This is a genomic window from Agathobaculum massiliense (assembly GCF_900291975.1).
In the GTDB taxonomy this organism is placed as follows: Bacteria; Bacillota; Clostridia; order Oscillospirales; family Butyricicoccaceae; genus Agathobaculum; species Agathobaculum ammoniilyticum.
On record NZ_OMPN01000001.1, the window covers coordinates 856722 to 880032 of the forward strand.

The 23311-nt window shown below is 60.1% G+C and carries 24 protein-coding genes; 4 read left to right on the forward strand and 20 right to left on the reverse strand.

What is annotated here, in order from left to right; genetic code table 11:
* Positions 1-38: 38 nt before the first annotated feature.
* From DBQ51_RS04435 to DBQ51_RS04445, 3 genes are all read right to left on the reverse strand, one after another.
* Positions 39-1442 carry an MFS transporter gene (locus tag DBQ51_RS04435; RefSeq protein ID WP_107630892.1) on the reverse strand — a complete coding sequence of 468 codons (1404 nt, stop codon included), beginning with the start codon at positions 1440-1442 and terminating at the stop codon, positions 39-41.
* Positions 1443-1575: 133 nt separating this feature from the next.
* Complete coding sequence (locus tag DBQ51_RS04440) at positions 1576-2403, reverse strand: sugar phosphate isomerase/epimerase family protein (RefSeq protein WP_159068067.1); 828 nt, start codon at positions 2401-2403, stop codon at positions 1576-1578.
* Between the two features lie 359 nt (positions 2404-2762).
* A complete protein-coding gene (locus DBQ51_RS04445; protein ID WP_054326799.1) occupies positions 2763-3347 on the reverse strand; it encodes a GerMN domain-containing protein in 585 nt (194 codons plus the stop codon).
* A gap of 238 nt (positions 3348-3585) precedes the next feature.
* Between DBQ51_RS04445 and DBQ51_RS04450 the strand changes: the two genes are divergently transcribed.
* Positions 3586-4263 carry a TIGR00266 family protein gene (locus DBQ51_RS04450; RefSeq protein ID WP_054326798.1) on the forward strand — a complete coding sequence of 226 codons (678 nt, stop codon included), beginning with the start codon at positions 3586-3588 and terminating at the stop codon, positions 4261-4263.
* Positions 4264-4326: 63 nt separating this feature from the next.
* Here the strand turns inward: DBQ51_RS04450 and trpA are convergent, their stop codons facing one another.
* The 10 genes from trpA to DBQ51_RS04500 all read right to left on the reverse strand — a co-directional run bounded on the left by trpA (position 4327) and on the right by DBQ51_RS04500 (position 12704).
* The gene (gene trpA / locus DBQ51_RS04455; protein WP_054326797.1) at positions 4327-5103 is read right to left on the reverse strand and encodes a tryptophan synthase subunit alpha; all 777 of its coding nucleotides are present in this window, start codon (positions 5101-5103) and stop codon (positions 4327-4329) included.
* Positions 5096-6280, reverse strand: coding sequence for a tryptophan synthase subunit beta (gene trpB, locus DBQ51_RS04460; RefSeq protein ID WP_054326796.1), 1185 nt, complete (start codon positions 6278-6280; stop codon positions 5096-5098). Before trpB ends, trpA begins: the two co-directional genes overlap by 8 nt.
* Complete coding sequence (locus DBQ51_RS04465; protein ID WP_107630894.1) at positions 6277-6888, reverse strand: phosphoribosylanthranilate isomerase; 612 nt, start codon at positions 6886-6888, stop codon at positions 6277-6279. Before DBQ51_RS04465 ends, trpB begins: the two co-directional genes overlap by 4 nt.
* Entirely contained in the window at positions 6885-7667 is a 783-nt protein-coding gene (trpC, locus tag DBQ51_RS04470; RefSeq protein ID WP_107630895.1) for an indole-3-glycerol phosphate synthase TrpC, read from the reverse strand. The genes DBQ51_RS04465 and trpC overlap by 4 nt, the downstream gene beginning before the upstream one ends.
* Positions 7664-8680, reverse strand: a complete 1017-nt coding sequence (gene trpD, locus DBQ51_RS17050; RefSeq protein ID WP_054326793.1) for an anthranilate phosphoribosyltransferase — start codon at positions 8678-8680, stop codon at positions 7664-7666. The genes trpC and trpD overlap by 4 nt, the downstream gene beginning before the upstream one ends.
* Positions 8681-8698: 18 nt before the next feature.
* A complete protein-coding gene (locus DBQ51_RS17055; RefSeq protein WP_107630896.1) occupies positions 8699-9268 on the reverse strand; it encodes an anthranilate synthase component II in 570 nt (189 codons plus the stop codon).
* Positions 9268-10725, reverse strand: a complete 1458-nt coding sequence (locus DBQ51_RS04485) for an anthranilate synthase component I family protein (protein WP_107630897.1) — start codon at positions 10723-10725, stop codon at positions 9268-9270. The genes DBQ51_RS17055 and DBQ51_RS04485 overlap by 1 nt, the downstream gene beginning before the upstream one ends.
* 446 nt (positions 10726-11171) lie before the next feature.
* Complete coding sequence (locus DBQ51_RS04490) at positions 11172-11348, reverse strand: ribbon-helix-helix domain-containing protein (protein WP_082396942.1); 177 nt, start codon at positions 11346-11348, stop codon at positions 11172-11174.
* 73 nt (positions 11349-11421) lie between these two features.
* The gene (locus DBQ51_RS04495) at positions 11422-11679 is read right to left on the reverse strand and encodes a hypothetical protein (protein ID WP_054326790.1); all 258 of its coding nucleotides are present in this window, start codon (positions 11677-11679) and stop codon (positions 11422-11424) included.
* Positions 11680-11693: 14 nt separating this feature from the next.
* Positions 11694-12704, reverse strand: a complete 1011-nt coding sequence (locus DBQ51_RS04500) for an SPFH domain-containing protein (protein ID WP_107630898.1) — start codon at positions 12702-12704, stop codon at positions 11694-11696.
* 160 nt (positions 12705-12864) lie between these two features.
* Here DBQ51_RS04500 and DBQ51_RS04505 point away from each other — a divergent pair, with 160 nt between their 5' ends.
* Both DBQ51_RS04505 and DBQ51_RS04510 read left to right on the forward strand, forming a co-directional pair.
* Positions 12865-14145: a glycosyl hydrolase family 18 protein gene (locus DBQ51_RS04505; RefSeq protein WP_107630899.1), complete on the forward strand. Its 1281-nt coding sequence runs from the start codon at positions 12865-12867 to the stop codon at positions 14143-14145.
* A 167-nt stretch (positions 14146-14312) separates the two neighbouring features.
* Complete coding sequence (locus DBQ51_RS04510; RefSeq protein WP_199855179.1) at positions 14313-15125, forward strand: CAP domain-containing protein; 813 nt, start codon at positions 14313-14315, stop codon at positions 15123-15125.
* Between the two features lie 78 nt (positions 15126-15203).
* Here the strand turns inward: DBQ51_RS04510 and DBQ51_RS04515 are convergent, their stop codons facing one another.
* The 4 genes from DBQ51_RS04515 to DBQ51_RS04530 all read right to left on the reverse strand — a co-directional run bounded on the left by DBQ51_RS04515 (position 15204) and on the right by DBQ51_RS04530 (position 19272).
* Positions 15204-16226, reverse strand: a complete 1023-nt coding sequence (locus DBQ51_RS04515) for a hypothetical protein (protein ID WP_107630900.1) — start codon at positions 16224-16226, stop codon at positions 15204-15206.
* Positions 16223-16705, reverse strand: coding sequence for a sigma-70 family RNA polymerase sigma factor (locus DBQ51_RS04520; RefSeq protein WP_242977825.1), 483 nt, complete (start codon positions 16703-16705; stop codon positions 16223-16225). The genes DBQ51_RS04515 and DBQ51_RS04520 overlap by 4 nt, the downstream gene beginning before the upstream one ends.
* A 186-nt stretch (positions 16706-16891) precedes the next feature.
* Positions 16892-17824 (reverse strand): cysteine synthase A, encoded by a 933-nt coding sequence (cysK, locus tag DBQ51_RS04525; protein ID WP_054327746.1) that lies wholly within the window; start codon positions 17822-17824, stop codon positions 16892-16894.
* Between the two features lie 257 nt (positions 17825-18081).
* Positions 18082-19272, reverse strand: coding sequence for a glycoside hydrolase family 3 N-terminal domain-containing protein (locus DBQ51_RS04530; protein WP_107630901.1), 1191 nt, complete (start codon positions 19270-19272; stop codon positions 18082-18084).
* Between the two features lie 103 nt (positions 19273-19375).
* Here DBQ51_RS04530 and gluQRS point away from each other — a divergent pair, with 103 nt between their 5' ends.
* Positions 19376-20293: a tRNA glutamyl-Q(34) synthetase GluQRS gene (gluQRS, locus tag DBQ51_RS04535; protein WP_107630902.1), complete on the forward strand. Its 918-nt coding sequence runs from the start codon at positions 19376-19378 to the stop codon at positions 20291-20293.
* 42 nt (positions 20294-20335) lie between these two features.
* Here gluQRS and DBQ51_RS04540 read toward each other — a convergent pair whose 3' ends face one another.
* The 3 genes from DBQ51_RS04540 to DBQ51_RS04550 are packed head-to-tail and all read right to left on the reverse strand — an operon-like array spanning position 20336 to position 23310.
* The gene (locus DBQ51_RS04540) at positions 20336-20503 is read right to left on the reverse strand and encodes a FeoB-associated Cys-rich membrane protein (RefSeq protein ID WP_082397256.1); all 168 of its coding nucleotides are present in this window, start codon (positions 20501-20503) and stop codon (positions 20336-20338) included.
* A 33-nt stretch (positions 20504-20536) separates the two neighbouring features.
* Positions 20537-23038, reverse strand: coding sequence for a ferrous iron transport protein B (gene feoB, locus DBQ51_RS04545; protein WP_107630903.1), 2502 nt, complete (start codon positions 23036-23038; stop codon positions 20537-20539).
* A 50-nt stretch (positions 23039-23088) separates the two neighbouring features.
* On the reverse strand, positions 23089-23310 hold the full coding sequence (locus DBQ51_RS04550; protein WP_054327742.1) for a FeoA family protein: 222 nt from the start codon (positions 23308-23310) through the stop codon (positions 23089-23091).
* Position 23311 lies beyond the last annotated feature (1 nt).

Here is a 23311-nt window from a genome sequence, read left to right on the forward strand (position 1 = left end):
TTAGCCTCCTTATTCTTGTTGCGTTGTTGTGTTGCAGCTCAGTCCTCCGCCTGCTTGGCAGCCATACGGCGGCGGGTCAGCTCCTCTACGATCTCGTCAAACCGCTTTTCGGTCAGCGAGTACCGCGTATAAACCAGAATGCCAATGATCAGGATGACCGCCGGCACCAGAGAATTCAGCGCCTTGATAACGGTCAGCGTCGCTTCGTTCTGCACCGCGTTCGCCACATAGCCGGTGAAGCTGAACAGGATGGTCGGCAGGATGCCCGCGATCGTCATGGAGATCTTGATCGAGAACGATGCGAGCGAGAAGATCAAGCCGCCGCAGCGGCGTCCGGTGACATATTCGCCGTATTCCACGCAATCCGGCAGGGTGGACCAGATCGTTGCCAGCGTCATACCGTAGCCGAACGAGCCGAGCGCCTTGCCAATGCAGAAGCCGATCATCATTGTGTTTGGCATGACAAAGAACAGCAGCATGCCGATCGTGGAGATCGCGCAGCCGTAAATTACGGTCATTTTTTTGCCCACGCGCCGTGCAATCGCCGGTACGAACAGCATCGGGATAATGGACGGAAGCGTTTGCAGCAGATTCCAAGTACCCATATCCATCGAGGTAGAGATGTTATACTGCACCACGTTGTACTGCAGGAAGTAAGTGCCGACCGAGGAAACCAAGATGTTGTAGGTGTAGGCCGCCAGATACATGACAAACAGGATGAGCAGCGGCTTGTTCTTTGCAAACTGCGTACCGATATCCCGCCAGCGGAACGGCTCCTCCTTATCCATCGCGGATTCCGGCACGCGCTCCTTGCACACCTTACCAGCCACAAGGAACGAAATCACCATTACGACCGAGAGGATCAGCATGGCGCGCTGGTAGCCGTTTTGCGGCGTAGTACCCAGCGATTCTGACAGCTTTGGCACCAGAATAGAGCAGGCCACGCCGCCGATACCCGAGCAGAACATACGGAACGAATTGAGTTTAGCGCGCTCAATCGGGTCCTGCGTCATGGAAGAGGACAGCGAGGTCACCGGAATGATGATGCCGGTAAACAGCATACCAAACAGGATATAAGTAAACCACGCGTACGCAACCTTGCTGATGCTTTCCGGCGTTGTGAATACCAGCACCGTCGAAATGCCGTACGGGATACACAGCCCCACGAACCAGGGGATGTATTTGCCATGCTTGAAATGACATTTTTCCACGATCGCGCCCATCAGAGGGTCGTTGATCGCGTCCCAGACACGCGCGGCCAGGAACAGTGCGGTTACCTGAGCAGGCGTGATGCCGAAGATATCCGTGTAGAAAAACGTTAAGTAAATCGTGATCGTCTGGAATACCAGGTCGCTGCCAAAGCCCCAGAAGCCATAGGCGAGCTTTTCTCCGGTACCAATTTTGACATAGAAGCGTTTGCTTTCATTTTGTAAATTCGTCATACCGTTCTCCTATTCCGTATCATTGTTTTATCCTCTTTTCCGCTTATGCTTGATTCCGTCTCCCCCTCCTAACGCATGCATCATTCCTCAATCCGCGGCTGTCCTGCAGCAACAGCCGCGCATCAATCGCACATCAATCGACGAATTTCCCCATTTTCTCATAGGCCTCAGGGATAACCGTCTCCGGTCCTTTCGCCCAGATCTCCGAATTGAGCACCTCAACCGATACCGGACCGTCATAGCCGCAGGCGCGGACGCATTCCATGTATCGCCGCACGTCGATCCGCCCGTCTCCCGGCATGCAGCGGTGGTTCTGGTCAAGCCGCGCAAACGGAATCTTTTCCGCATCGTTGAGATGCACCATGAACACCTTTTCCGGCGCGATGCGGCAGATCACATCAAAGTCCGCGCCCACATCCCACAGGTACAGGTTGAAATCGTCGATCACCAGCCCGACCTCCGGCCGGTCCGCCGCCTGCACCAGCCGCCAAGCGGTGCCGATATCCCCGATCGCCATGGTTCCGACCGGCTCGAAAGCGATCTTCATCCCTCTCGCCCCGCCCCTGTCCGCCAGGCGATGCAACGCCTGCAGCGTGTCCGTGAAAATCGCTTCGTCGGTGACGCCTGCCGGCAGATCGGCCCGTTCGTTAGAAAGGACGATCACCCGATCCGCACCGGCCGCTTCCCCCAGGTCGCAGGCGAAGTCCAACTGGGCGCATACGTCCTCCCACTGCTGCTCTGTGCAAAAGTTTATGGAAAATATTGCATTTATCGAGGCGCACCGCATCCGGTGCGCTTGCATCAGCCGGCTGAGATCCTGCAGCGTGTGTTCCTGCAGATAGTTTCTTGCCTTTTGAAAATCGATTTCCACCGAGGAAAAACCCACGTCCGCGCAAAGCCTGATATCCTGCTCCAATGATGAATTCGCCGCGCAGGTCTGCAAATTGTAACATCGTTCCATATCCTGTCCTCCTCCGCCTCCAATCGTACCATTGCATATATTTTTTCTTTTTGTACGTTTCATTTTAAGCAATTCGCACAAACTTTCCATGTTTCAGAGGGACAGCTTCCAACTTTTTAGGTCCATCTGAATAAAGATTTAACACACTCCCGACAATAATCACAAATTTCCCTACGGCGCTTTGTCAGGATTGCTACAATAAAAATTTATAACCCCGCAAAGAAAAAAGCCGCCGGACGCCTCGGGTGCGTCCGGTGGCTTACCGCCTGTGCTTTTTATCAATATGAATTATCCCCTGTCTTTTCCTGCATATGGCGCAAAAAACGGCCCCTGCGTTTTCGCAGGGGCCGTCCATACCTTTACGGGTTGCTGTTTGCCGTTAACGGATAGTCATAGATATCGTGTCCGGTTTCGAGCGGAGCGCCGTCCACTGTGATCAAAACCTGATCCACGCCGCGCGCCTGCGCGAACGTATTGACCAGCGAATAGATCAGCATGCTCTCTCCCGTGGTGCCGGACGCGCGGACCGCCTCGCCATAGGCGGCGTTCATGTCCAGCTTGAGTACGCTGTCCTCCACGGACGACGACTGGACCTCGACACCAGCCGGCAGGGAATTGGCCGCGATCAGCGCGTCCACCAATGCCTGATCCGAGTCGTCCTTCGCGTCCGCGCCGACCGGCGTCAGGGTTTCGCCCTGTTCATCCGGCACATACACGATCACCGACTCCCCGCCCGAAGGGTTGGGGTTGTCTGGCTGCACCGGCTCCTCGTCCGGCTTGTCCGGCGTATCCGGCCCTTCCGGCTCCGCTGGCTTTTCCGGTTCGCTGACGGGCGGCTCTTCCTGTGTCTGCTGCCGCCCCGACACATAGCCATATACGCATGCCGCCGCGATCAACGCGACTACTATCAGGACCACAATAACAATCAAAGTACGTTTTTTCATCCAAAACGCCTCCTTCCTTTTGCATCACAGCGCCACGGCAGCAGCCTTCCGGCACAAGGGCCGCGCACAGCCAAACCCGCCCTGGCAAATCGGTATTCCTTTTATTATATTTTCAATTATATCATATTAGACGAACCGGATACAAGCCTTGTTCCATTTGCTTGACAGCATCCCGTTTCCACGATACTATAAAAATGGAAGTTTTATTCACCTCAGCACTGTAAAAGGAGGATACCGTATGAATTATGAAATCAAGGGCGGCGTATTTCCGGTCGTGGTCTGCCAGTTGGCCGACGGCGAGCAGATGATCACGGAAAAGGGTTCTATGGTCTGGATGAGTCCCAATATGCAGATGGAAACGCGCGGCGGCGGCCTTGGGAAAATGTTTTCCAAAGCTTTTTCCGGCGAAAGCATGTTCCAGAACATCTATACCGCGAACGGCGCGGGCATGATCGCTTTCGGCTCCAGCTTCCCCGGCAAAGTCCTGCCGCTCGATATCGCCCCCGGCCGCGAAATGATCGTGCAAAAAAACGCATTCCTCGCCTCGGAAGCGGGAGTTGAGCTTTCCATCCATTTCAATAAAAAGCTGGGCGCAGGCTTTTTCGGCGGTGAGGGCTTCATTATGCAGCGCCTGTCCGGTTCCGGCACCGCCTTTGTTGAGATTGACGGCGAGTTGGTCGAATACGATCTGGCTGCGGGGCAGAAAATGGTGGTTGACACCGGAAACGTCGCGGGCTTTGAGCCGAGCGTGTCCATCGATATCCAGCAGGTACCCGGCCTGAAAAACAAGCTGCTCGGCGGTGAGGGGCTGTTTAACACTACCCTGACCGGCCCGGGCAAAATCTGGCTGCAGACCATGCCGATCTCCGGCGTCGCCATGGCCATCCGCCCGTTCATCCCTACGGGCAACGGCTGACCGGCTGGTCATTATTTGCAAAAAAGTGGAGGAAACAGGAGTTTCCTCCACTTTTTTGCATTTTTACAGCGCATGCACTGCCTGTACCATCTCGCGTACATAGGCTGTGACCGGCGGCACGCAGTCCGCGCCGTACTGGGCGCACAGCTTGACGATCGCCGAGCCGACAATCGCGCCGTCCGACTTCGCCGCCATTTCCGCCGCCTGCGCGGGTGTGGAAATGCCGAAGCCGACCGCGCACGGGATATCGCGCTCCTCCCGCACCAGCCGCACCATCGCGCCCACGTCGGTCGTGATATGTGAGCGCACGCCGGTCACGCCGAGCGAGGACACGCAATACACAAAGCCCTCGGCCGCGCGCGCAATCGCACGGACACGCTCGTGCGAGGTCGGCGCGACAAGCGAGATCAGATCAAGCCCGTACTGCCGGCACAGCGGATCAAATTCACCCTTTTCCTCATACGGCAGATCGGGCAGGATCAGCCCGTCCATGCCGGCCTCCGCCGCAGTGCGGATAAACCGTTCCGCCCCATAAGAGAACACCACGTTGGCATAGGTCATGAATACCATAGGCACGTCGGTTCTGGCGCGCAAACGGCGCACCATGTCGAAAATCTTATCCGTCGTCACGCCGCCCGCGAGCGCACGTTCGTTCGCCGCCTGAATGACCGGCCCCTCCGCGGTCGGGTCGGAAAACGGAATGCCAAGCTCGATCAGGTCCGCGCCCGCTTCCGCCATTGCGCAGACCAGCGCCTCGGTCACCGCGAGCGACGGGTCGCCGCAGGTGACGAACGGGATGAACGCCTTGCCGCGGGCAAATGCCTGCCTTACCTTACTCATGGATATCCTCCCCCCGATAACGCGCGATCGCGGCGCAGTCCTTATCGCCGCGGCCTGAAATGTTGATGACAATGATCTGGTCTTTGCCCATCTGCGGCGCGAGCTTCATCGCATGCGCGACCGCGTGCGCGGACTCGATCGCCGGTATAATGCCCTCGGTTCGGGACAGGTACTCGAACGCTTCCACCGCCTCGTCGTCCGTGACGGCGACGTATTCCGCGCGGCCGATGTCGTGCAGGTAGGCATGCTCCGGCCCGATGCCTGGGTAGTCCAGCCCTGCGGAAATCGAATACACCGGCGCGATCTGGCCGTACCCGTCTTGGCAGAAATAGCTCTTCATGCCATGGAAAATGCCCAGCCGTCCGGTGGCGATAGTGGCGGCAGTCTCGGCCGTGTCCACGCCGCGGCCCGCGGCCTCGCAGCCGATCAGCCGCACGCCCTTATCCTCAATGAAGTGGTAGAACGCGCCGATGGCGTTCGAGCCGCCGCCCACGCAAGCCAGCACCGCGTCCGGCAGGCGGCCTTCCCGCTCCAGCACCTGCGCCCTGATCTCCCTGGAGATCACCGCCTGGAAATCGCGCACAATGGTCGGGAACGGGTGCGGCCCCATGCACGAGCCGAGGACGTAATGCGTATCCTCGATGCGGCTGGTCCACTCGCGCATGGTTTCACTGACCGCGTCCTTGAGCGTACCCGTGCCGTTGTCCACCGGATGCACCCGCGCGCCCAGCAGCCGCATGCGGTACACGTTGAGCGCCTGCCGCTCGGTGTCCTCGCGCCCCATGAACACCTCGCACTCCATGTCCATCAGCGCGGCGGCGGTTGCTGTAGCCACACCGTGCTGTCCCGCGCCAGTCTCCGCGATCACGCGGGTCTTGCCCATTCTTTTGGCCAGCAGCACCTGCCCGAGCACGTTGTTGATCTTGTGCGCGCCTGTGTGGTTCAGGTCCTCGCGCTTGAGGTAAACCTTCGCTCCTCCCAGATCGCGCGTCATGCGCGCCGCATGATACAGGCGGCTCGGACGGCCTGCATAATCGTTCAGCAGTCCGGTCAGTTCCGCTTGAAAGGTGGGGTCGTTTTGATAGCGCTCATACGCCTGTTCGAGTTCAATGACCGCGTTCATCAGTGTTTCCGGCATGTACTGTCCGCCGTGTACGCCAAATCGTCCTTTGCTCATGGCTGTTCTCCCCTTACCAGCGCCGCCACGCGGCGCATTTTTGTTTCGTCCTTGACGCTGTCCGTTTCGATCCCGCTCGACAGGTCGAGCGCGTACGCGCCCGTGCGCAGGGCGAGCGGGAGGTTGCTTTCATTCAGGCCTCCGGCGAGGAAGTACGGCTTTTCCACCGCCCCGATCAGCGACCAGTCAAATGTGTGTCCGCTCCCACCGCAGACGCCTTTTATCGAAGCATCCAACAGCAGGAATTCCACTGGATAGTCTTTTACCCGTTCAATATCCGCATACGCCCCCACACGGACCGCATACAGCACCTGCGCGCCTGTCATACCGCGCAGGCGATCGAGATACGCCCTGTTTTCCCCGCCGTGAAGCTGCACCAGGTCGATTACGCCCGCGTTTACCAGCGCTGCGATGCGCTCCGGTTCGTCATTGACAAACACGCCCACGGCCTGTATGCCCGGCGCAAGCTGCGCGCGCAGCCGCGCCGCCTGTTCCTCGGTCACACGGCGGCGGCTGTCCGCAAACACAAAGCCGACATAGTCGGGGCGGGCCGCATTTGCAGCCAGGATATCCTGCATGCGGGTCAGGCCGCAGAATTTGAGCTTCATTTCACCGCCTCCCTCAGGCCGCGCAGCGCCTCCTCCTTATCGAGCGACCGCATCAGGTATTCGCCCACCAGCAGCGCGTCCGCCCCAGCCTGCCGCAGCGCAGCCGCGTCCGCCGGACAGGATACGCCGCTCTCTGCGACAAAGACCGCGCCCGCCGGCACGCCCGCGCGCAGCCGCGCTGCATTGTTCAAATCGACCGAGAAATCCTTCAGGTTGCGGTTATTCACGCCGATTACCCGCGCACCCGCTGCAGCTGCGGAACGCAACTCCGCTTCGTCGTGCGTCTCCACCAGCGCGGACAGGCCGAGCGCGTCACAGATCGCGAGATATCGCCGCAGCGTATTCGTATCCAGCAGCCCACAGAGCAGCAGTACCGCGTCCGCGCCCAACACCTTCGCCTCGTAGAGCTGATATTCGTCCACCGTAAAATCCTTGCGCAGCAGGGGAACATCGACCGCCAGCCGTACCGCACGGAAGATATCGTCCGAGCCGAGGAACCATTTCGACTCGGTCAGCACCGAGATGCAGTCCGCGCCCGCCTCCTCGTACTGCCCGGCAATGCCAAGGTAGTCGAACTGCGGATCGATCACGCCCTTGGAGGGGCTGGCCTTTTTGATCTCGCAGATGAATGCGGCTTCTCTGCCCGCGAGCGCCTTTTCAAAGCGGAAGTCTCCGCGCGGCAGGGCTTCGGCCCGCGCCCTGAGCTCCTCCAGCGGGACACGCGCCCTGGCTGCCGCGACCCGCTCGCGCGCATGGGCGGCAATTTCGTCCAGGATCATGCGGATACCTCCTGTGTCGTCCGGATAAACTGTCCCAGCTTAGCATACGCTGCGCCGCTGTCGATCAGCTCCGCGGCCTTTTTGATGCCATCTGCGAGCTGGATGCCGTCGATACCAAGGTAGAGCGCGATACCCGCGTTGAGCAGTATCTCGCTGCGCTTCGCGCCGCGCTCTTTGCCCGAAAGTACGTCGCGCGTGATCTGCGCGTTCTCTTGCGGCGAGCCGCCGCGCAGGTCGGCCACCGTGCAGGACGGCAGGCCGAGGTCGGCCGGCGTGAACGCATACGGCGTCAGCTTGCCGAAGCGGATCTCGCACACCTTGTTCTCCCCGAGCAGGCTCGCCTCGTCCATGCCCCCGCCGCAGACCACCATGCCGCGCGTCACGCCGAGGTTGGAGAGTACCTGCGCCATCGGCAGCACCAGCTTTTCGTCGTACACGCCGAGCAACTGCATGGTCGCGCGCGCCGGATTGGACAGCGGCCCCAGCACGTTGAACAGCGTGCGCTCGCGCATACCCTTGCGCACGGGCGCAACGTTTTTCATCGACTTGTGATAGCCCTGCGCGAACAGGAAGCAGATACCGGTTTCCGTGAGCACGCGCTCGTTCTGCTCTGGGGACAGGTCGATCGCCGCGCCCAGCGCTTCGAGCACGTCTGCCGCGCCCGACTTGGACGACACCGAGCGGTTGCCGTGCTTGGCGATCGGCACTCCGCCCGCCGCCGCGACAAAGGACGCGGTGGTCGAGATGTTGAACGAGCCGACCTCGTCCCCGCCGGTGCCGACAATGTCCATCACCGCGCCGCGCGGCTCGATATGCGCGCCCTTTTCGCGCATCACCTCGGCACAGGCCGTGATTTCGGTGATGGTTTCGCCCTTCATGCGCAGGGCGGTGAGCAGCGTCGCCATCTCGATATCGGTCGCCGTACCGTCCATCATCTCCTGCATCGTGGCGCGGGCGGTGTCATAATCCAGATCCCTGCCGTTGATCACTGTGTGGATCGCCTGCTGTATCATTTGCTTTGCCTCCTTAGCTCAATGGGTGGATAGGAAATTTTTCAGTATCGTATCGCCCCGCGGGGTCAGGATGGATTCCGGATGGAACTGCACCCCGTAAACGGGCCACGTTTTGTGCCGCACGGCCATGATCTCGCCGTTCCCATCGCGCGCGGTCACGACAAGGCAGTCCGGCAGGGTGTCCGGCTCGGCCACCAGCGAGTGGTAGCGCGCGACCGTCACCTGCCCTTCCAGCCCGCGGAACAGCGGATCGTCTGGATCGAGTGTGACCGTACTCTGCTTGCCGTGCATCAGCCGTTTCGCGTGTACGATACGCGCGCCGAATACCTCGCAGATCGCCTGATGCCCGAGGCACACGCCGAGAATGGGGATGCGGCCGCCCAGGCGCCGGATCACGTCCTCGCAGACGCCCGCGTCCTTCGGGTAGCCTGGGCCGGGCGACAGGAGGATGTGCGAGGGCTGCATCTGCTCGACCGCGCCGGCCGTTACCGCGTCGTTGCGCACCACCCGAATATCCGGCCGGATCGCCGCGGCCTGCTGGTACAGGTTGTAGGCAAAGGAATCGTAATTGTCGATCAGGAGTATCATCAGCCGTCCACCTCCGATGCGCGTTCGATCGCGCTCATCACCGCGCGCGCCTTGTTCGCGCTTTCCATATATTCGTTATGCGGCACGGAGTCCGCCACGATACCGCCGCCCGCCTGCACGGTGACCATGCCCTCCTTCTTCGCCGCCATGCGGATGGCGATGCAGGTGTCCATATTGCCCGCCAGATCCAAATAGCCGAGCGCGCCGCCGTATACGCCGCGCGGCGCGCGCTCCAGCTCCTCAATGATCTCGCACGCACGTATTTTAGGCGCGCCGGACAGCGTACCCGCGGGCAGCACCGCCTCGAGCGCGTCGAGCGCGTCGCAGCCGTCCGCGAGATCGCCCTCGACCTGCGAGCAGATGTGCATGATCTTGGAATAGCGGTGAATCATCTGATAGGCGGTCACCTCCACCGAGCCGATCCGCGACACCCTCCCCAGGTCGTTGCGTCCCAAATCGACCAGCATATTATGCTCGGAAAGCTCCTTTTCGTCCGCCAGCAGCTCGCGTTCGAGCGTCTTGTCCTCGGCCGGTGTCGCGCCGCGCGGGCGGGAGCCGGCGACCGGAAAGGTGGTCAGCCGCCTGTCCTGCAGACGCACCAGCGTTTCGGGCGAGGAACACATGATCTCGTCTCCGTCGATGGACAAAAACACCATGTAGGGCGAGGGGTTGGTCGTGCGCAGCACACGGTAGGCCGGAAGCAGGCTGCCCGTATAGGGGCTGGTGAACTGCCGCGACTGCACTGCCTGAAAAATATCGCCGTTATAGATGTATTCCCGCGTTTTGCGGACAACTGCCGCGTACTGTTCCTCGGTTATGCTGCAGGAGAAGCAGGGCGTTTCCGCGGCCTGCAGCGGCGGGAGCGGGCTTTGGTCGTTCACCAGTGCGGCCATGTTTTCCAGCTCGGCGCAGGCTTTGCCGTAATTCTCCATCACGCTGTCCGTACTCATGTTGACAACCAGCACGAGCTTTTGCCGCAGATGGTCGTAGGCGATCACCTTGTCGAACAGCAGCAGGTCGAAGTCCTCCCACGCGCCGCGCCGGATGCGCAGCTTAGGTTCGGCGTAGCCCAACATTGCGTAAGCGAAGTAGCCCACGAACCCGCCGGTAAACGGCGGCAGTCCCTCGATGCGGGGCGCGCGGTACTTGCCCAGCAGCTCCCGCAGCACATCGAGCGGCTTTGCGGTCTGTATGGTGCGGTTTTCCGCGCCCTCGATCGTGACCACGCCGTTTTTACACCGTGCGCGCAGCACCGGATCGTAGCCGAGGAAGGAGTAGCGCGCCCATTTTTCGCCACCCTCCACGCTTTCCAGCAGGAAAAACCGTCTGGACCGCGCCTGCAGCCGCCGCAGCAGCGCGATCGGCGTGACCATATCCGCGTAGATTTCGCGGCAGACCGGAATGGTCGCATACCGCTCCGCCAGTTTTACGATTGCATCACAGCCTGGTGTTATCATATTTACCGCCCTCCGTTTGAAAACGATCTGGGCATCGGGGCAAGAAAAAAAGCCTTTGCCCTCACGATGCCGTCCTGCATCATGGGACAAAAGCCGAAACTTCTGCGGTGCCACCCAAATTGGCGTAAAAACGCCCGCTCAACAGCGCGCCAACACGCGCCCTCCCCTGGTAACGGCGGGATGCCCGTCAGCCATACTCTCCGGCGCGCCGGATTTGGGGCTGCCCTCACAAGTCCATTCGGAAACGGCCTTCGCTGCCACCCTCGCACCAACGGGCGGCTCTCTGGGAGCGCGGTCTCGCTCTTACTTACTCTTGCTCTGCGGTTTTGCCTTGTTCTGGTACACAGTATATGCTTTCTATAATAATTTGTCAAGCATTTTCTCTTCATTTTTTATTACTATAAAAATGGACAGGCCGCCGCACAGCAGCCTGTCCGGTTTGTCCGCTACTCGTCATCCTTCGTCTGTACTTTTTTCCTTTTGCGCACCGCTTCGGTGAGCAGGTACTCGATCTGGCCGTTGACCGAGCGGAACTCATCCTCTGCCCATCGGGCCAGCTCGTCGTACAGCGAGGCGGACAGCCGCAACGGCACCTGCTTTTTCGCTTTTTCCTTGTCCGCCATGGCCGCGCCCCCTTAAATCATTTTTCAAACTCGGATATATACCGCTCACACCGCCACCCAGCCGTTTTTCAGGCTATGCCTCATTATGCAAAATGCGCCGCACAAAACGTACCAGTCGTGCCAGGCCTATCACGCCCAGCGCCGCAATCAGCAATGCCGCCACCATGTTCTCACGCATTGACCACGCGAGGAACAGGCAAAAGCCGGAAGCAGCGGTAATCAGCACAAGGAACAGTATACGCAGCACATACCGCAACGGTTTAGGCAAGATTTCCGATGCGGCAGCATTCATCGCGGCATTGCGCGCGAGCCGCACAAAAAACGTAAACATGTTTTATCCCTCTTTTAGTAAATACTGCCCGAATTAACAACAGGCTGCGCGTCCTTTCCTGCGCAAAGCACAACCATCAGGTTGGAAACCATCTGCGCCTTGCGCTCATCGTCCAGATCCACCACCTGCTTGGCGCTCAGCTCTTCCAGCGCCATTTCGACCATACCTACCGCGCCCTCGACAATCATCTTGCGCGCGTCCACAACCGCGCTCGCCTGCTGGCGCTGCAGCATGGCCGCCGCGATCTCGGGCGCATAGGCCAGCGTAGTGATGCGCGCCTCTTCAATCCGCAGACCTGCGCATGCTACGCGTCCCTGTATCTCCTCCGCCAGTACGGCGGCAATCTCCTGCGCGGACCCACGCAGGCTTTTTTCGTCCCCTCCCTCGGATACATCGTAGGGGTACAAGCGTACCGTATTGCGCAGCGCCGTGTCCGACTGAATGGACAGGAACTCCTGATAGTTATCCACCGCGAACACCGCCTTTGCCGTGTCCTCAATATGCCAGATGACCGCGATGCCAATGACGATCGGATTGCCGAGCAGATCATTGATCTTCTGCTTGTCGTTGTTAAGCGTCATGGTCTTGAGCGAAAGCTTTTTGCTCATGCTCGCCGCCTTGACAATCTTACCACTCGAAGTATTTTCATTCTTGGCAAGATCATCGAGCGCTTTCTCGCTGGCGCTTTCTACCGTCGGATTGACCGAGCTGCAAAACGGATTGACAAAAAAAATGCCCTCACCCTTGAGCGTACCGATGTACTTGCCGAACAGCGTCAGTACGAGCGCCTCATTCGGCCGCAGCACCTTGATGCCGCACGCCAGCAGCCAACTCGGCACCGCCAGATATACGATGCCCACAACCAGCATAGCAGCCGCCATGCCTCCCATTTCATCCAGATTGACCGCGCCCAGTATGATCAGCGCGACCGCTGCGATGCATAGCAGGATGTCCAGCAGCAAAATCCCCAGTCCATTGGGCGCGCGCAGCGCTTTTTCCTCGTAAAATATGTTCTTTTCGTTCATGCTCTATCCCTCACAATGATATTAATTTAATATCATTATAATACACTTCCCTTTCCCCTTTGTCAACCGCTTTTTCGCTTTTCCGAAATCCATGCGCCGCGCACGACTATTGGCAACCTCTCCCATTCCAGCATAGATTGCAGGGAAAGGTGGTTTTTCTATGGTAATTCATGTCGTACAGCCCGGCGATTCGCTTTACCGCATCGCACAGACGCACGGCGTGCCGCTCCCGTTCCTCATCCAGCAGAACGAGCTGCGCGAACCGGCGCGGCTGACTCCTGGACAGACGATCGTGGTGCCGCAGCCCTCCGAAACCTATCTGGTCAAACGCGGGGATACGCTCGGCAGCATTGCGGCGCGGCACGGCACGACCGTCCTGTCCCTCTGGCAGAACAACCCGCAACTCGGCGGCACAGACCGCATCTATCCCGGCCAGATGCTCGTGCTTTCCTATCCGACGCCCAAGCTCGGCGCCTTTGCGGTCAACGGATATGCGTATCCGAATATCGACCCGCGCTTGCTGCGCAAGACCCTGCCCTATCTGACGTACTTATCCGTTTTTTCCTACGGCTTTGACCGTACCGGCCGCATTCTCCCACAGAATGCCGACCTGCTGATCCGCATGGCGCGGCAATATCAGGTCAAGCCGCTGCTGGTTCTGACCACGCTCGGCGAGGATGGCCAGTTTTCCGGCGAACGAGCGCATCTTGTGCTGCAAAATCCGTCCACGCGCGCGGCGCTGATCGATAACCTTGTTCAAACCCTGGAAAAACAGGGATATGCTGGCGTGGACATTGATTTTGAGTACATCCCGCCCGAGGACGCGGAAAGCTATACCGCTTTCATCCGTGAGGTGCGCGCGCGGCTGGAGCCGCTCGGCAAGATCGTCATGGTCGCGCTCGCCCCCAAAACCTCGGCCGGGCAGCGCGGGCTCCTATACGAGGCGCACGATTACCAAATGCTTGGCGAGGCCGCGGACTATGTGCTGCTGATGACCTATGAATGGGGATACGCCCTTTCCGAGCCTATGGCGGTCGCCCCCATCAACAAGATAGAGCCAGTCGTCCGGTTCGCCACCTCGGTCATCCCGCCCGCGAAAATCTTTATGGGCATTCCAAATTATGGTTACGTCTGGTCTCTCCCCTATATAAAAGGACAGACGCGCGCACGGAGCCTCGGCAATGTTCAGGCGGTCGAGCAGGCGATCCAAGTCGGCGCGCCCATCCAATTCGACGAAACCGCCCAGTCGCCGCATTATAATTACTGGCGCGACCGTGCCGAGCACGAGGTCTGGTTCGAGGACGCCCGTTCGATCCGCACCAAGCTTGCGCTGGCCGGCGAATACCAGCTGCACGGCATCAGCATCTGGAATATCATGCGGTACTTTCCCCAGCTTTGGCTGGTACTCAACAACCTCTATGAAATTGAAAAACTCCCATAAAATACGGGAAATCCGGCCGGAAAATTCCTTTTCCGGCCGGATTCTGCTGTATATATCCGTGGGCGGCAGCTATTTCCATTGCAAAACGGTTACAAAATGCGCTATACTTTGCCCCAGAGAGTAAAACAATCCAGTTTACTCTACGAAAACCAAGGAGGTATCCAAATATGCAGTTCAAGAAAATCGTACCGTTGGCGTTAGCGCTGACCATTTCGACCACCGCTGCGGCCGGCGCGGCCAATCTCGATATGAGCAAATTCTACAACCCCACCATATTCGCTTCCCAGTCCCAGCGCCAGCTGCTCCAGCGGTTGTGCGACCGCTTTGATATTTCGTTCTGCGGCCAGCAGGTCAACTGTCCGGTCGTAAAGCCTGACAACAAGCCGGAGCAGACGCCGGACGAAACGCCCGACCAACAGCCGGAGGATACACCGGAGCAGACACCGGAGGATACGCCGGGCGAAGAGCTTCCCGACCAGACGCCGGACGACGAGCCGGAGAACCAGCCGGACGACCAGCCCGGCCAGCTTCCAGACAACAACCGTCCCGAGGGTACGCCGGACAATGATACCGAGCAGACGCCGGACGGCGATACCGGCTCCTCCCAGGGCAGCTTCGCCTCCCAGGTCGTCGCGCTGGTAAATGCGGAACGCGCCAAGGAGGGCCTGTCTCCCCTGACGATCGACGCCCGCGTGCAGCAGGCGGCGCAGGTGCGCGCACAGGAATCCGCGCAGTCCTTCTCGCACACCCGTCCCAACGGCTCCTCTTTTTCGACTGCGCTGACCGAGGCCGGCGTTTCCTACCGCGGCGCGGGTGAAAACATCGCCTACGGCCAGAGTACGCCGCAGGCGGTCGTCACCGCGTGGATGAACTCGTCCGGACACCGCGCGAATATTATGAGCAAGAACTTCACCACCATCGGCGTCGGCTACTCCGTGGTAGGCGGCACGCCGTACTGGGCTCAGTTGTTTACCTATTAATTTTATTTTTGCGCTTCCGGCACCGCCGGGTGAAAAAACAGGCCGCAAACCGCGGCCTGTTTTGCTTTTCCCTCTAGGTCAGGCGGAAAGCGGATACTCGGTATCGTTTATAACGACCGCCTGCACATCCGCAAGGTCAAAGGTCCGCGCAAGCACATACACGGCGGCTTCGTAGTCAAAGCCGGCATCCGCGCCAAAGCCAAGCGCATACAGGGTGCGGTCGATATGGTTTGCCTGGTCGGTGATAACTACTACAGAGCCATCCCGCATCTTCACCGCAATGTATTCCACCGCGTCCACGATTATATCCCCCGTCTGCTGCGAGGTGATGCGCAGGCCGATCTGAGACAGCGTGACGGCCCTGTCCGCGCTCGTGTAGCTGGGCATCCGCTGGAATTCCGGCAGAGGCACCTCCAGCGCGACCAGGCCGATGCTTGCACCGTTGGAAACCACCTGCTCCCTGCCCTGTTCCTGCATAACAAGGCGCAGGGGCGTACCCGCCGAGTAGTCGCCGCTGGGGATGAAAGCGCCTTCCAAATAGTAATCGTTTTCGGTCGAACGGCTCTTATCCAGATAGAAGCGGCTGCCGCAGAAGCCATATTCGCCGTACATCACGCTGAAATTGTACTGCCCATCCTGCACGGCGCAGCATTCGGACAGAGTACTCCAAACCAGGTCGGGCTGGTTTTGATACTCTGGCAGCAGCTCGATCACGGCGAACGGCATCACCCCATCGCCCGACTTATTCTGCAGGTGCAGGCTGACGATGCCCACGCCCGCGCTCTCGTCAAACAGAACCGATTCCACCGACAGGCGGTATTGGTCGTTCTCATCCGTCAGCGTACCCGGCTCGGAGGCGGCGACATAGTCCGTGAGGGGCGCGTCCGTGCCGTTGGGGAAAAGCAGCGGAAAGCCGCCGCTGACGCCCGCCGCAAACGCTGTGCCGCCGATGCACAGCGCGGCGGCACAGCCGATCGATACCACGCGCTTCCATGGGAAACGCCGCGTCCGGCACGGACGCTCGGGCAGGCTCTCCAGCGCCGCGCGGACGCGCTGGTCAAACTGCGGGGTCATCTGGGGAAAATCATTCGGGTGCATCATGCAAAACACGCTCCTTCCAAATCCTTGCGGAGCAGCTCGCGCGCTGTCCGCAGCCTGCTTTTGACCGTACCCTCCGGCACCCCGAGCAGGCTGGCGATCTCGCGCGTTTTGAAGCCCTCCAGGTAAAACAGCACCACCGGCAGGCGGTATTTTTCATCCAGCGACAGCAGCGCTTCATACAGGTCGCTGTGGTCGTCCGCCGCCGGTGCGGGGATACACTCGGCCTGCTCCTGCTTATAGGGCGCGAGCCGCTGCCGCAGGCGCAGGATCGCGCGGCATTCATTAATCAGGATGCGCGTCAACCAGGTTTTGAAATATTTCGGCCGGCGCAGCGTATCCAGCTGCTCCCACGCGCGCAGGATAGCCTGCTGCGCTGCGTCCGCGCAGTCCTGCTCGCTGCGGAGCATGGCCTTTGCGACGCGGTATAGCGCCGGCTCTGCTTCCAGCACTGCGGCGGTGAATTCTGCTTTGTCCATCATAGGCGGGTCGTTCCTTTCCGAAAGCGTTTGGCGGCCGCCTCAACCTGCTTTCGCTTCATTAGATGGAACAGGCGGGGCTTTGGTTCGGCCTTTCAAAAATTTTTCTTTCCCCGCCCTTTTCTGGGCGTAAAAAGCGGCGGAGCATATGCTCCGCCGCTTGCTGTATCGAATGGAAGAGCCGCAGGCTCAATCGCTGACCAGCGGGGTGGACAGATACCGGTCGCCCGTATCGGGCAGGAGCGCGACAATGGTCTTGCCTGCGTTCTCCGGTCGCTTGGAAAGCTCGACCGCCGCCCACAGCGCCGCACCGGACGAAATACCGACGAACAGACCCTCGCTGTGCGTGAACACCCGCGCGGTCGCGAACGCGTCCTCGCCCTTGACGCGCATGACCTCGTCATACACCTTGGTATCCAGCACCTGCGGCACAAAGCCCGCGCCAATGCCCTGTATCTTATGCGGACCGCCCTTTCCAGTGGACAGCACGGGGGATTCATCCGGCTCCACCGCCACGACCTTGACGTTCGGGTCCTGCTCCTTGAGATACTGGCCGACGCCGGTAACCGTGCCGCCCGTGCCGACGCCCGCGACAAAAATATCCACCTTGCCGCCCGACTGGCTCCAGATCTCCGGTCCCGTACTCGCACGGTGCGCCGCCGGGTTGGCCGCGTTGACAAACTGGCCGGGAATAAAGCTGTTCGGGATGTTCTTTGCCAGCTCATCCGCACGCGCGATCGCGCCGGACATACCCTTCGCCCCCTCGGTCAGTACCAGCTCCGCGCCGTATGCTTTCAGCATATTGCGACGCTCGACGCTCATGGTTTCCGGCATAGTGAGGATGATCCGGTAGCCACGCGCCGCCGCGACCGCCGCCAGGCCGATGCCAGTGTTACCGCTCGTCGGCTCGATGATGGTCGCGCCGGGCTTTAACGCGCCGCTCGCCTCTGCGTCGTCGATCATCGCGTTGGCGATGCGGTCCTTGACCGAGCCCGCAGGATTGAAATACTCCAGCTTTGCCAGGATCTCGGCGCCCGCGCCGGACTTCTGAGCAAATTTATCCGCCGCGTACAGCGGGGTGTTGCCGATCAGTTCGGCAAAGCTTCTTTTAATATCAGACATGGTGAATTACCGCCTTTCCGTTATGTGAATATTTATCGAACCAGGGCCTGTCTATGTTACAGCCCGCCGGTACATCGTTTCCCTCGCGGAAGCATCATGGACTGCCGCCTCCCTTTATTTCCACTATTCATAGGTGTTTTATATGAATTAGGATACAGGGGTTTGCAGCATTTGTCAAGTAGTATTTGCAAAAAAACAGGAAAAGCTGCTCAGCTACAGACTGGTAATAAAAAATCTCCCCGAGGGGAGATTTTTTATCAAACCGCCAGCAGGCCGAGATCGATTTTCCACTGGATCACGCGGATCGCGGATTCCCGTATCCGGTCAGCGCTGATCGTACCGTCCTGCACCGCCGCCAGCACCGCGTTATACTGCGTAACGAAATCCGAGGAAACCAGCATATCGTTGCCCGCCTGCACCGCCAGCACCGCCGCGTCCGCGCCGCCCGTATAGTCCGTGATCGCCTCCATGATAAGGTCGTCGGTCATGACCACGCCGTCAAAGCCCAGTTCGTCCCGCAGCACCTGATGCACCGCGGGGGAGAGCGAGGCGGGCAGCTCGGCGTCCATGCAGGTCACGATATTATGGCTGACCAGGACCGATTGCGCGCCCGCGTCGATCCCCGCTCGGAACGGCAGGAAATCGCTTTCCCGAAATGATTCGATGGGCCGCTCGTCGATGGCGATGCCGGTATGCGTGTCCAAATTATTGCCATAGCCTGGGAAATGCTTGAGCACCATGCCGATCTGGTCGGACAGCATCTGCGCGACGACCGTGCGGACGTATTCGCTGGTCTGCGCTGCGTCCCTGCCGAAAGCGCGGGCGTTGATGAAGTCCGCGGGGTCGGTGGATACATCGCACACAGGCGCAAAGTTGACGTTTACACCGATCGAGGCGAGCAGCTCGTCCTTTTCCTTGGCATCGCTCGTGATCAGCGCAAAGCCGCCCTCGTTATACAGCGCCTGCGGCGACCAGAACCTGTCCGCGCGGAAATTGGGGTTGGAGCTAATACGGACGACCGTTCCGCCCTCCTCGTCCACGCCGATCAGCATGGGGGTCGCCGCCGCATCCTGATAGGATTGGATGACCGCGGCCACGCTCTCCTTGGTCTGCCCCTCAAAGTCGCGGCCGAACAGGATATAGCCGCCGATATCGTACTGACCGGCGAGTACCGCCGCGTCGGCCTCCGGACAGCGCGCAAAAAACATCTGCGCGACCTGGGATTCGAGCGGCAGGTTATTGACATAATGCTCGGCCGCGGAGATATCCTCTTCCGCAACGCCCGCCGCTGCTTCCACGCTGTCTTCCGCCGCTTCGCCGCCGGTTCCCGTCTCTACCTGCGCAGGCGCGTCCGGCGGCGCCGTATCCGCCGGCGTATCCCCCTTGCACGCTGCCAGCCCGCACAGGCACAGCACGGCGAGCAATAGGGAAAGCCATTTCTTTTTCATTTTTCCACCTCCTGAATATTGTTTCTATTATACCGAAAAAAACCGCCGTTGCAAAGCCCATTCCATTTATGGTAAGATAGGGAGGCGAAAGGGGGCTTTGCCCATGCATACCATCGGACGCTTTGCGCCCAGCCCGAGCGGGCGCATGCACCTGGGGAACGTGCTGTGCGCGCTGCTGGCATGGCTGAGCGCGCGGCGTCAAAACGGGCGCTATCTGCTGCGCATTGAGGATCTGGACGCAATGCGCTGCCCGCGCCGCTATGCGGACCTGATCCTGGACGACCTGCGCTGGCTCGGTTTGGATTGGGACGGCGAGGTTCCCTATCAATCCGAGCGCGCCGCTGTTTACGAAACATACGAGACTATGCTGCGCGGCAAGGGGCTGCTCTACCCCTGCTTCTGCTCGCGCGCCGCGCTGCACGCCGCCAGCGCCCCGCATCTTTCCGATGGGCGCGTGGTCTATGCCGGCACCTGCCGCGGGCTGACGGCTGAGCAGGCTGCGGAAAAGTGGAAAACACGCGCCCCGGCAACACGGGTGCGAGTGCCGGACGAAACCGTTTCGTTCACGGACGGGGTGTTCGGCGCATACAGCGAAAACCTCGCGCGGGAGTGCGGGGACTTTATTATCCGCCGGTCGGACGGTGTGTTCGCCTACCAGCTTGCGGTCGTTGTGGACGACGCGCTCTCGGGCGTGACCGAGGTAGTGCGCGGGGCTGACCTGCTCTCCTCCACGCCGCGCCAGATCTGGCTGCACCGGCTATTCGGCTTTCCGTCGCCCGCGTTCTTCCACATCCCGCTGCTCTGCGACCATGACGGGCGCAGGCTGAGCAAGCGGGACGAAGACCTTGACCTCGGCCGGCTGCGCCAGCGGTTCTCCCCCGAGCAGGTCGTCGGCGCGCTGGCTTATGCCGCCGGCCTGACCGAACGGCCAGAGCCGGCCGCCGCGCGCGAACTGATCCCCCACTTTTCCTGGGCGCGTATCCCCCGGCGCGACCTGTTCCTGCCCGACCTGTTCCGTTGACATGATAAAACGCCCATCCGGCAGTGCCGGATGGGCGTTTCTTTACTTTTTCGGCTCGCAGTGGCAGCTTCCACCGCTGCATTTGCCGCAGCCGCCCGAACAACCGGAACAGCCGCCGGATTGGAATTGGCGGTAAACACTGCGCGCTGCGAAGAATATGGCGGCGGCAACGAGCGCGCCGACCACAAGGTTAGAAACGATAGATAACATAGTCACGCTTCCTTTCCAGGGTGCCGCGCGGCGTTACGCCTGCACGCTCATTTTGCGAAGCCCCTCGGCACCGTCGGCCTTGGCCGGCTTACGGACCAGCAGGTAGATCATCAGCGCCAGGACGATAACCGCCGCAATGGTACCCACGCCGAACGAAAGCTCGCCCGTGAGCAGGCCGCCGAACTGGTAAACCATCAGGGCAACCGCATACGCAAACACCATCATATAGCCAATCGCAAAGCAGGTCCACTTGGCGTTGTTCATCTCACGCTTGATTGCGCCCATCGCCGCGAAGCACGGTGCGCAAAGCAGGTTGAAGCACATGAACGAATACGCGCTGACCGCGGTGAAGGAAGCCTGCAGGTTGGCCCAGATTTCCACGCCATCTTCCGCGACCTCGGCAAAGCCATAGGTCTGTCCAAAGGTGGCGACGACGTTCTCCTTGGCGATCCAGCCGGTGACGGTTGCCACCACGTTCTGCCAGCTTGCCCAGCCAAGCGGCGCAAAGATCGGTGCAAGCGCGTTGCCGATGCCGGCCAGAATGCAGTTGTCGATATTCTCGACCGCGCCGAACGCGCCGTTCTCCCAGCCATAGCTCTGGAGGAACCAGAGGACGATGGTGGAGAGCAGAATGATCGTACCGGCCTTTTTAATGAACGACCAGCCGCGCTCCCACATCGAGCGGAGCACGTTGACCAGAGTGGGCGTATGGTAGGCAGGCAGCTCCATAACAAACGGCGCCGGTTCGCCCGCGAACATCCTGAACTTTTTGAGCATGATGCCCGAAACAATAATGGCCAGCACGCCGATCACATAGGCGGAGAACGCAACCCAGCCCGCGTTGTCGAACAGCGCGCCCGCGATCAGCGCGATGATTGGCAGCTTCGCGCCGCAGGGTACAAACGTAGTCGTCATGATCGTCATGCGCCGGTCGCGCTCCTGCTCGATCGTGCGCGACGCCATGACGCCGGGTACGCCGCAGCCCGTGCCGATCAGCATGGGGATAAAGGACTTGCCCGAAAGGCCGAACTTGCGGAAAATACGGTCCATGATGAACGCGACGCGCGCCATGTAGCCGCAGTCCTCCAGCAACGCCAGGAAGATGAACAGCACCAAGATCTGCGGGACAAAGCCCAGCACCGCGCCGACGCCGGCAACAATTCCATCCATAATCAGGCTGTACAGCCAGTCAGCGATGCCAAGGCCGCCCAGCGCGCCTTCCAGCAACACGGGAATGCCAGGCACCCAAATGCCATAGTTCGCCGGATCCGGCTCCTCGGCCGCCATCGCGGTTTCAAACATACCGAAGTCAACCGCTTCCTCGGTGACCGTGCCGGTCTCCTCGTCCTCAAACGCCGCGGTGCCTACGATATCGGCTGCGGAAGCGTCCGCAGCCAGCGCGGCGGTTGCGCCCGCAAGCACGTCGGCGTCAGGCTCCTCGGCCTCCAACTGCTCGGTAATGGCCGAAACATCCACGCCGCCCTCTTCCGCGGCCGCCAGCCATGCGTCGCGGTAAGCGGTCTGCGTTTCGTATTCCGCTCCGGCTTCCTCATACGCGCCCGCGCCATAGCCGGCCAGATGCCAGCCGTCGCCGAACACGCCGTCGTTGGCCCAGTCGGTCAGGATGGTGCCGACCGTGGTCACCGATACATAATACACAATGAACATGACCAGCGCAAAGATCGGTAGCGCCAGGATGCGGTTGGTCACGATATGGTCGATCTTGTCCGACACGGTCATGCCGGTCTTTTTCTTTTTGACGCAGGCCTTGACAATGCCGCCGATATACTGGTAGCGCGCATCCGTAATGATGGATTCCGCGTCATCGTCCAGTTCCTCCTCGACGGCGCTGATGATGGCTTCCAGCTTTGCCTGCGTATCCACGCTGAACTGGAAACGGGCCATCACCTTCTGATCGCGCTCGAACAGCTTGACCGCATACCAGCGGCGCTGGCTTTCCTCGGTCACGCCCGCGATCATGTCCGTGATCTGCTGCAGCGCCTTTTCAATATTCTCCGGAAATTCATGCTGGGGCGGGAGCTTGCCGGCAGACACCGCCTTCTTCGCGGCCTCCACCAGTTCCTTTGTCCCTTTGCCCTTGACCGCCGCGGTTTCCACGACCGGCACGCCCAGCAGGCTGGACAGCTTCTTCACGTCGATCACATCGCCGCGCTTCTCCACAATGTCCATCATGTTCAGGGCCACGACGACCGGAATACCCATTTCGAGCAGCTGGGTGGTTAAGTACAGGTTGCGCTCTATGTTGGACGCATCCACCAGATCCATGATGGCATCCGGCTTTTCCCCCACCAGATAGTCGCGTGCGACCACTTCCTCCAGCGTATACGGCGAAAGCGAGTAAATACCCGGCAGGTCGGTGATACGGATTTCCTTGTCCGCTTTCCAGCGGCCCTCTTTCTTTTCCACGGTAACGCCCGGCCAGTTGCCGACATACTGCGTCGCGCCGGTCAGGTCGTTGAACATCGTGGTCTTGCCGCAGTTCGGGTTGCCGGCAAGCGCCAAACGAATAGACATGTTGTTTCCCCTTCCTTTCAATTAGCTTTCGCTAACCTATGTGCAATTTTTTAGTCAACCAGTACTTTTTCCGCATCCGCCTTGCGCAGCGAAAGCTCATAGCCGCGCACCGTGACTTCGATCGGATCGCCCAGCGGCGCCACCTTGCGGACATATACCTCAGCCCCGCGCGTCAGCCCCATATCCATGATGCGGCGACGGGTCGCGCCCTCGCCCTCGATCTTACGCACGGTAACAGTTGCGCCGCACGGCGTAGTTCTCAGATTGCCCATT